A 9525-nucleotide genomic window follows, 5' to 3' on the forward strand; every position below is an offset into this window, starting at 1 on the left:
CAGCCCGGTAGCTCGTCAGGCTCATAACCTGAAGGCCGTAGGTTCAAATCCTACCCCCGCAACCACTTCCATCATAAATCTCTACAAATCGACTGCTGACGTAGATGTCCCCGCGTCATTTCAGTCGCCTACGCGCGTCTCGGCCGTCGAAAAAGGGGGCGTGCTCGAAGGTGCCGATGTTTCGCATGAAGTTCAGCCTTTACATCTCGTCCTTGTCGAGGAGCCCGAGGCCCATCTTCATGCACAGGTCCAGCAGGTCTTCATCAACAAGGCCTATAATCTTCTCAGGAAGCATTGTGACTTGGGCGATGAAGACGCCTTTTGCACCCAGCTGATCGTCAGCACACACTCTAGTCACGTTGCGCACGAAGCGGATTTCGCGAACCTGGGTATTTCCGCCGGCGGCCCGCGGCTAGCAGGGGGGAGACTTCCACGACAACAGTCGCAAATCTCTCCCATATCTTCGGCGACGGCGATGACACGAAACGCTTTGTAAAGCGGTACCTCAAGGCCACGCACTGCGATCTGTTCTTCGCCGATGGGGTCGTATTCGTCGAAGGTCAGGCCGAGCGCATCCTCGTGCCGCACTTTATTCGCCACCACTTCCCTGAACTGTTGCGCCGCTATGTGACGCTGCTCGAGCTTGGTGGTAGCCATGTCCACAATTTTCGCGATCTGGTCGATGCGCTTGGAATCGCCACCCTGATTATTGGTGATCTCGACGCGACGGCAGCAACGAGGATAACCGACAAAAATGGTCTGGAAACGACGCGCTGGAAATCAGTGCGCCCTCAGCAAGGCAAAGCGCAGCAAACCGCAAACTCGGTGCTTAAGGAGTGGCATCCCCAGGAAAAGCTGATCGACGAATTGATTGCGCTGCCTGCCGAAGGCCATGCATCGGCGGCGGGTAGCGACTATGAGCTTTATGTCGCCTATCAGAAGCCGGTGAAAGTGGAAGGCGCGGCAGAGGGCGATGCACTTGTCATCCCTCGGACCTTCGAGGACGCCCTGATCCTAGAAAATCTTTCGGCGGTCGCAAAGGCCGAAGGCTCAGTCACATCAGACAAAATCCGTGCCATTGTGGCGGAGGATTTATCGGGAGACGATCTCGAAGATGGACTGTTCGACCTGCTCAAGATAGCTGAAAAAGCAGCGTTCGCACTCGATTGTCTGATGCTAAAAGATCCTAAAGCATTGAAGCCGCCCAGCTATACCGCAGCCGGTCTCAGATGGTTCGAAGGCGCGGTCGGCAAGGATATCTTGGAAAGCGAGCTCAAGGCGGGACAAGCCAATGGTGGTCATTGAAACCGCACCGCCAGACTTTAATGACGGCGCAGATGCACAGATCCTAGAGTGCCTCAACCCAGCCGCCCCCAAAAGTTTCTTCCTCTATGCCGGTGCTGGCTCGGGGAAGACGCGTTCGCTGAAGAATGCGCTCGACGGGTTTCGCGACGCTCACGGCGCGGCGTTCCGTCGCTTGGGCAAGAAGATCGCGGTAATTACCTATACCAACGCCGCGGCCGACGAGATCGCTGAACGTGTAGGACAGGATTCGCTTTTCCCAATCTCGACGATCCATAGCTTCTGCTGGCAGCATATCGAAACCTATCACGCCGATATTCAGGCGTGGCTACTCAAAACGCTTCCAGCCAACCTTGCCGATCTGCACAAGAAGCAGGCGAAGGGGCGGGCAGGTAAGGCGGCGCTCGATCGTGAACGCGCCATCGCTTCTACAAACCGGCGCATCGAATGGCTCAGCGTGCCCCGACGTTTCACCTACAATCCGAACGGCGACAATTTCGGGCAAGACTCACTGTCTCATTCCGAAGTGCTGAAAATCACCGCAGCATTCATCGAGACCAAGCCATCAATGCGGGCGGTTCTCGTCAACAAATACCCTTTCCTGCTCATCGACGAGAGTCAGGATACAAGCAAGGTGCTGCTCGAAGCCTTCTTTACGCTCGCGGCTGCGAACGAAGGCAAGTTCGGCATGGGTCTCTTCGGCGACACAATGCAGCGTATTTTTCTTGACGGCCATCCCGAGCTAGAATCCCTAGTGCCCGACAGTTGGGCTCGCCCGGTCAAGCGGCTGAACCATCGCTCGCCACAGCGCGTAATCGCGCTCGGCAACGTCCTGCGGGCGCCGATCGATCGCCAGTACCAAGTAGCCCGTGACGACAGCGGAACCGGCATTGTCCGGCTGTTCGTCGCATCCAGCGCTACTCCGGATAAGCCGGGTTTCGAGCAACGGGTCCGCGATCGCATGGCAGAACTTTGCGGTGATTCCGCATGGTGCAAGGAAACTGAGGTCAAAACACTCACGCTCGAACATCACATGGCGGCATCACGCCGCGGCTTCCTAGAGATGTTCCAAGCGCTCGATCAGGACTCGCGCCTTTCGACAGGCCTTCGGACCGGGGAGATTGCAGGCCTGAGATTGTTTACCGAACGCGTAGCCCCACTTGTCGCAGCGGCACGTGCGAAGGATGGTTTCGCCGTCATGGCGCATTTGCGTGCGACTTCGCCGCTGCTCAAGCGCGCGAGCATTGTCCAGTTTCTGACCCCGGACGATCTTCTGCTGCCGATAAGGGTGGGGGTGGAGGCGCTGCTCGCTCTCAATCCTGAGAGTCCGACGACCACGTTCCTCGCTGTGCTCGAATGTGTGGCAAAGCACCAACTGTTTGAGATTCCTGCCGCACTGCGGCCTTTTGTGGCTGTTGATCACAGACCAGAGGCAATAGCTGCCGAAGAAATCATCGGTGTAGAGGAATCGGAACCCGCCGACGGAACGGAATTAGATTCTCCTGCAAGTCTCGAAGCTTGGCGGGCTTTTTTGGAGACACCCTTCCGACAGACAATTCCCTTCGCCGAATATATCAGCGACCGCAGGCCGTTCGGAACCCATCAAGGCGTCAAAGGGCTCGAGTTTGAGCGCGTTCTGGTAATTCTCGATGATAGTGACGCACGAGGTTTTCTCTTTTCCTATGAAAAACTATTCGAGGCTAAACCGCTGTCGGATACGGATCGCAAGCATCTTGCTGACGCCACCGATGGTGGCATCACCCGAACCCGGCGCCTTCTTTACGTCACTTGCACTCGTGCGGAGAAAAGCTTGGCGCTCGTTGCCTATACTCAGGATCCAGATGCTGTGATTACTGCAGTAATCCGCAACCAATGGTTCAGTTCCGATGAAGTCGAGCGACTTTGACCACGCTGCACGAATGCGGGCCTAAATGACTCCATCCTGGCAACTACAGCTACCATAATCTATTGCTTACAAGTCACCAGATGGGCTGACGTAACCCGAATGACTGTTTCCGCCCTCTTTGCGGATATTCGGTTCGGAAAATTCGGCTTCTGACAGCTGCCACCGTGTGCCGGAAATACTAGCCGTCTGTTGATCGAGTTAACTCCTCCCAATCCATGATTTCCTTTTCCAACTGAGCGAGACGTTCACGAACCAGGCGCAGAGCATCGCTCCCCAAAAGGAATTGAGGTGGAGGCGTGTCCGACGCAACAAGTTGAAGCACTGCCGCCGCAAGCTTTGCCGGGTTGCCCAATTGTCTGCCGTCTTTCTCGTGGCGAGCGGCCCGGATCGGATCGAACAGAGCATCATAGTCTTTGATCGATCGCTCGGTCCTAACCATCGAGCGACCGGCCCAGTCAGTTCGGAAGGATCCAGGGCATAGCGCAGTGACGTGAACCCCAAAAGGCGCCATCTCTGCACGCATGACGTCCGAAATGCCTTGCAAAGCAAATTTGCTGCCACAGTAATACGAGATACCCGGCATGGTGATCAGACCACCCATTGATGTCACGTTCACAATAAACCCGCTGCGGCGCTCGCGAAAATGCGGCAGGAAGGCTTTGGCAATCGCAACAGCTCCGAAGACATTGACGTCGAACTGGTGACGCATTTCCTCAAGGGAAGATTCCTCCAGAATCCCTTCATGCCCATAGCCGGCATTGTTGAGGAGTACGTCGACCGGACCGTGCTCTTCTTCTGCTTGCGCGACGATAGCGGGGATACGGTCGAACTCGGTGACGTCACACTGGACCGCGCGAACATCCGGCAGTCGCTCCAGCAAGGACGCTCGCGCGGTTTGCGACCGCACCGTACCAATCACCCGATGACCGGCCTCAAGAGCGGCCTGTGCAATGGCCAACCCAAATCCCGAGTTGGCGCCTGTGATAAAGAAAGTTTTCTGTGGCATGGCTCTGCTCGACTGAATTTCGTCCATTCATTGACCAATAATAGCGTGATACCGTGCCCTCTACTGCAATTTCTCTAATATCCTTGCCCGATCCTATGAAACATCAATCAGATACCTCTTCACTCCTCGCACTGGCTGCGAAGCTCGCACCGCGATCTGGCTACAACGCTACGTCTCTGCCGAGTGTCCGTATCCTGCGTTCCGAAACTATTCTCGAAGATGTGCCGGTCCTTTATCGCCCTGGTGCGGTTTTCGTCCTGCAGGGATTCAAGCAGGGTTTCCTCAATGGCGAGATCTACCGATATGATACCGAGCATTATCTTGCCGTTTCGGTCCCTGTGCCTTTCCGGATGGCTTCGCAGGCCAGCCCTGCTCAGCCTCTACTCGCCATTTACTTCGATTTTGACTTGCATCTTGCTGCTGAAATAGCGACCACACTGAATGGACAAGCCGGTCATGACGAAAAAATGCAGGCGCGAAGTCTGATTTCAAGTCGAATGGAGCCCACCATTACGGATGTACTCCAACGCCTGCTTCATGCTCTCCATCACCCGCAGGAACTCGCTATTCTCGGCCCGGGGCTATTGCGTGAATTGCATTATCGCATCCTGGTCGGGCCTCAGGGCGGATCGCTGATGGCAGCCTTGCGTCGCAATGGCACGACAGACAGGATCGTGCAGAGTCTGACGCTGCTCCGCGAACGCTACAAAGAAGGCCTATCGGTTCCGGAACTTGCTGTAACAGCCGGTATGAGCGTTCCGTCATATCACGTCGGCTTTAAGCGCCTCACCGGGAACACCCCGATTCAATATCTCAAGGCGCTGCGGCTGCACGAAGCAAGGCTGATGATCGCACGACGTCAGGGAACACTTGCAACGATCGCCTCAGAAGTCGGCTATGCCAGTCCTGCCCAGTTCAGCCGGGATTTCAAACGCCACTTTCATCGCACCCCAAGCGAGGAGGCTCACTGGATGCGCGAACACCTGGGAGAGCCACTACAGGCTTGACGCGAGAGTCTCACGCCCGACAACGACCGATTGCTTAGTAGACAGTCGGGATACGCCTCATCCGAGACATTAGGACCGTAAAGTGCTTTTCCGAAAAGCAGACATCATCAATAGCTAAAATTTCTAGGAAAAGTGCCTACCCTCTATCGCAGATAGCCGACGACAAACAGAATCAGTGTTCCGCCTGGTATGCTGCATATCGAAAACGAGAATTTTCGGTGCCTTCGAACAAGCTTATGTTTGTCGGACACATTGATCTGGCCATGTTGCCAGTAGAACAGAGGGAAGTGCCGTCTCGATAAAGGTACCGACCGGGTCGGGTGTATCGAACAAGAGTGCAGGTCGGCCTTCTATGACCATATGCGCCAACCCGTGGGCGGTCGCCATCGCGCTGGCCATGTGGGGGTGAAAGACACGCTTGTTCACATCTGGTGGTTCCTGTCCAAAATATGCGGCTGCTGCGTGTCCATATCGGGTGAGTGCTTCAAAGGAGGCCTGCATGAAGGCAGGATCCTTGAAATCGATCAGGTCAACACGGCAGATCAGGCGAAATAGCCCAGGGTTAAGCGCCGCAAACGTCACGTACCCCAACGCCTGTGTGCGGAGATCCTGAGCCGGTCTGCCAGATGAGGGGAGAGCATTCAGTTCGGCTCCAAGCTTTTCGAAAGTCCGGATGGCGACAGTTGTCAACAGCCCTTTCGTGCCGTTAAAATGATGTGAGGGAGCACCAGGAGAGACGCCAGCAGATTTGGCGGCCTTCCTTAAGGTAAACCCTTCGACACCTTCCGTTCGAATGATCTCCTCCGACGCTACAATGAGCGCTGTTTTCAGGTCGCCATGATGATAGCTGTCTCGGGTTGCCCCACTCATACCGTCTCCTGATCATTCATATAAACATTGTTCAGATTGATGTCATCTCCAATCTATGCAATGTTCAGATGGACAATGCCACCTTCCTTGGAAATGCATTATATGACACAGCGCGCACTGATCGTAGGTCTCGGTATTGGCGGTATGTCTGCTGCTATTGCCTTAAAGCGTCAGGGCTGGACACCTGTTATTATTGAACGTGCTCCGGAACGGCGAAAAGGTGGTTATTTTATCGGTCTGCGCGATGAAGGCAAAAATGCCGCCTCGGCTTTAGGCGTGCTGGATGTCATGGAAAAAAGAACCCCGGACAATATCCGGTTCTGGGATGTGCGCAAGGATGGCACGCGCAGACGCATTGCTGATCTGACGCAAGAGACGAATGCGCCGATCGCCGTACTGCGAGGAGATATCGAAGAAGCTCTCTGGCACGGACTTGAAGGACAGGTGGACGTCCGGTTCAGTACCGTACCTTCGGCGATTGTGAATGGCGATACACAAGCGCAGGTCACACTCCGAACAGACGGCGGTGAGGAAACGACGGAAGACTACGATCTTGTGATTGGTGCTGACGGAGTGCGCTCGACCGTTCGCAAACTGGTCTTCGGCCCAGATGAGGCATTCTTCCATTCAGTTGGCACGATGCTGTGTGCTTTTCCCCTGGCGCGGCCCGTCGAGGGCTTCAAAGCTGGCGATGGCCTTATGGTTGCAGATGTGAAATGTACTTTGACCGTGTTTCCGCTGGAAGGACGTCCCTCAACCGCACTTTTCTCATACCGAACCAGAAATCCGGAAAGAGCCTCGAGAAAAGACCCGCTTTCCACGTTGCGTCAGATATTTGCCGACCTGGATGTGGGCGGGATTATTTCCAAAGCTCTTGAAGATCTGGCAACAACGGATGATTTTCTTTTTGATTCCGTTCAGATGGTCAAAATGCCCCGTTGGTCGAAAGGTCGCGTTCTGCTTCTTGGGGATTCAGCTTGGTGTCTGACCCTGTATTCAGGCATGGGGGCTTCAGCCGGTATGCTTGGTGGACAGGTTCTCGGTGAAGCTCTTGCGGCCTGTCAGCACGATGTTGATGATGCGCTGCAAATGTTCGAGGCCCGGATGCGTCCATTTGTCCGCAAGCATCAGAGATTCATCGCTCTGCGTTCCCAGTTGTTTGTCCCATCAAACCGCTTTTCGCTCTGGGGGCGCCGTGTTCTGTGGCAGATCCTGCTGCACTCCAGGAAATATCTATCTCGGAAAGTTACATGAAAAAGGGAGTATAATGGCGGTTTGATGCCTTCTTCTTCCTGAAATATCTGCCTGTTCTACGACGTGGGATCAGACAGGCCGCAGTCGCCATCATTCAAGACAGAAAATATTCGGAACAATACTCCGAATGGCAGACATTCTGATTTGTTTTTGTATAACGTCACAGGATTAAAAAAAGTCCTATGACGTTATACAAAATTGCCGTTATTCTTTTCTTTTCCATACTTGACGGATACCGTCTTTGGTGAGCGGATTCATGATCCAGTCAGGAAATTGAGCATGAAGTGCAGTAGTAACTTTTTCTACTGAATCATCTTCAGATAAGCCATTTTTTTTAGCTTCGCGAGTTTCTGTTATCAGTGCCGTCATAAACGCTTCTTCGTCACTAATTAGCTTTTCACCTGGTCCGGGAGGACTATGATCAGGAATGACCAGCTTAGGTTTCAGTGGCGCAAAAATTTGGAGTGTGTGAAGCCACTCTTCAGGGCCAATATTCCCACCAAGAAATGTTGGTGTGGCAAGATTCTGGACTACATCTCCCGTTACAAGAGCGCGATCTTCTGGAACGTACACCAATGTGTCGCCATAAGTATGTGCAGGGCCAGCCCAAAAAATACGTGCATGCACATCGCCTAGATCAAGTGTTTTTTCATCCTTAAAGAGCTCAGGTTTTCCATAATCTGCTTTACTCAGCGCTTCTGCATTATGAATGCGAAATCTTTCGAACATGCGCCCTTTGTCAGCATTTAGCTCATTCTCTTGAATGCTTGGGCGCAGTAGTTTTGTGCCAGAAGGGAAGCCACCAAAGCCTGCGGCGTGTTCGGGATGAAAATGTGTTGTGGTGAGATAAAGCGGCTTACCAAGTGCGAGGCGCTCGACTTCTTCTGAAATGACGTGTGCCGCTGGATTTCCCAGTCCAGTATCGACAACGAGTACAGCTTTTTTACCAACAATGATTGGAATATTAGGATAGCCTGGGATCATCCAGATATGTGCGCTGAGTTTTTCAGTGTTGCTGGCGTCAAGTAGGGGTACAGTTTTCCCTGCTGGAACATCAGGAATAGTTGGAGCTTTAAGAGGAGGTAATAATACTGCTGAAGCAGAACTGCTATTTAATGATACCGACATTGCAAGACATAAAAAACAAAAAATCTTCCACCGTAAATATGTTTTTGCCATTTGAATATTCCACTTGTGATTAATTTTTTCATAATTATTAAAGAATTACTGATTCAAATTTCATAGAGAGAATATATCTCCCTTCATAAGGCTAGGTATCCAAAAGATAATTTCTGAATCTGATACCACAACGGTCAGTAATTTGTGTATTAATTTACGGTAATAATTATATATAAATTGTTATTTACATTAGTAGTAATAAATAAAACATAATAAAAATTAAATATTTATTCTATGTGTAGTATAGAAAAAATAATTGTTCTACTTTATTGTGTAGATTAACTCCGTCATGGAATTGAATGTCCGTTTTTATCTATCTACAGCCGACATTCCGTTACCCCCCCCACCGCGGTCAAAGCGCACTATTTTTGCAGCATCACTTCCGCCATTCCGTCCAGCCTTGCCTGACGGCGCTTTCATTGCGGCATCACGCGTTCCAGAAGTGAGCAGAATGCCGGGCGATGATTTTATGCTTTTTCAGAGAGCACAGTTCATCCACGATAACGTAATCAATACAGTCACGCGGGGCTTTGCGGTCCGAGACGGGCTGCTGAATGGTGTAGGCGTGGATGATCTCGCTAAAGCGGCTGACGGTTTCGCTGCTCTTGAGACGCGGTATGCGGGTAAAGGCGATGAAGCCCACATTGGGCAAGACGTGTTTGGTGCATATAAAATTCCCCGTAAACTTTCTCTTCATGGGGTGATGACACCGTCATGACGGTGTCACGCCAAGCGTCATGGGCGTCATCATTTCCAGAAAACGACAGAAAACAGCCATTTTTCTTTTTCCTGGCGTGTTCCCGCAACCATCTCAAATTGAAAAGCCAACGCATCACGAACCCCAGCCCCGAAACGGGCTGGGGTTTTCGTTCGTCCGCCAGACGCTGTCAGGATGCCTTGGCCAATCGTTTTGGAGGTCTTTGTTAGCAGGTGGAGGGTTCGAAAAACCCACTGGTTTTGGGTCGGCCTTTATGATTCCATTTTTCCTACGTTGATTGGGT

General features: G+C 52.4%; 8 protein-coding genes and 2 pseudogenes. 5 read left to right on the forward strand and 5 right to left on the reverse strand.

Annotated elements, in window-relative coordinates; genetic code table 11:
• The 3 genes from HK24_RS13720 to HK24_RS09755 all read left to right on the forward strand — a co-directional run.
• Window positions 1-496 (forward strand): AAA family ATPase (locus tag HK24_RS13720; RefSeq protein ID WP_198942114.1); only part of this gene is annotated, 496 nt, incomplete at its 5' end.
• A 29-nt stretch (window positions 497-525) separates the two neighbouring features.
• A complete protein-coding gene (locus HK24_RS13725) occupies window positions 526-1305 on the forward strand; it encodes a TOPRIM nucleotidyl transferase/hydrolase domain-containing protein (RefSeq protein WP_346344009.1) in 780 nt (259 codons plus the stop codon).
• Window positions 1292-3208 carry a UvrD-helicase domain-containing protein gene (locus HK24_RS09755; RefSeq protein ID WP_086634324.1) on the forward strand — a complete coding sequence of 639 codons (1917 nt, stop codon included), beginning with the start codon at window positions 1292-1294 and terminating at the stop codon, window positions 3206-3208. The genes HK24_RS13725 and HK24_RS09755 overlap by 14 nt, the downstream gene beginning before the upstream one ends.
• A gap of 178 nt (window positions 3209-3386) precedes the next feature.
• On the opposite strand, the gene HK24_RS09760 is transcribed toward HK24_RS09755, so the two are convergent.
• Window positions 3387-4214 (reverse strand): oxidoreductase, encoded by an 828-nt coding sequence (locus HK24_RS09760; RefSeq protein WP_086634330.1) that lies wholly within the window; start codon window positions 4212-4214, stop codon window positions 3387-3389.
• Between the two features lie 95 nt (window positions 4215-4309).
• On the opposite strand from HK24_RS09760, the gene HK24_RS09765 reads away from it, so the two are divergent.
• Entirely contained in the window at window positions 4310-5221 is a 912-nt protein-coding gene (locus tag HK24_RS09765; RefSeq protein WP_086634325.1) for an AraC family transcriptional regulator, read from the forward strand.
• Between the two features lie 234 nt (window positions 5222-5455).
• On the opposite strand, the gene HK24_RS09770 is transcribed toward HK24_RS09765, so the two are convergent.
• A complete protein-coding gene (locus HK24_RS09770) occupies window positions 5456-6091 on the reverse strand; it encodes a TetR/AcrR family transcriptional regulator (RefSeq protein WP_086634326.1) in 636 nt (211 codons plus the stop codon).
• 102 nt (window positions 6092-6193) lie between these two features.
• On the opposite strand from HK24_RS09770, the gene HK24_RS09775 reads away from it, so the two are divergent.
• The gene (locus HK24_RS09775; protein WP_158092998.1) at window positions 6194-7345 is read left to right on the forward strand and encodes an FAD-dependent monooxygenase; all 1152 of its coding nucleotides are present in this window, start codon (window positions 6194-6196) and stop codon (window positions 7343-7345) included.
• A gap of 204 nt (window positions 7346-7549) precedes the next feature.
• On the opposite strand, the gene HK24_RS09780 is transcribed toward HK24_RS09775, so the two are convergent.
• The 3 genes and pseudogenes from HK24_RS09780 to HK24_RS13915 form a co-directional block, all read right to left on the reverse strand.
• Window positions 7550-8524 (reverse strand): MBL fold metallo-hydrolase, encoded by a 975-nt coding sequence (locus HK24_RS09780; RefSeq protein WP_086634328.1) that lies wholly within the window; start codon window positions 8522-8524, stop codon window positions 7550-7552.
• 416 nt (window positions 8525-8940) lie between these two features.
• Window positions 8941-9056: pseudogene (locus HK24_RS13910) on the reverse strand (M48 family metallopeptidase); the annotation flags it as partial.
• 24 nt (window positions 9057-9080) lie between these two features.
• Window positions 9081-9221 (reverse strand): annotated as a pseudogene (locus HK24_RS13915) (hypothetical protein); the annotation flags it as partial.
• Window positions 9222-9525: the final 304 nt, after the last annotated feature.

It is taken from the genome of Gluconobacter sp. DsW_058 (assembly GCF_002153615.1).
GTDB lineage: Bacteria > Pseudomonadota > Alphaproteobacteria > Acetobacterales > Acetobacteraceae > Gluconobacter > Gluconobacter cerinus.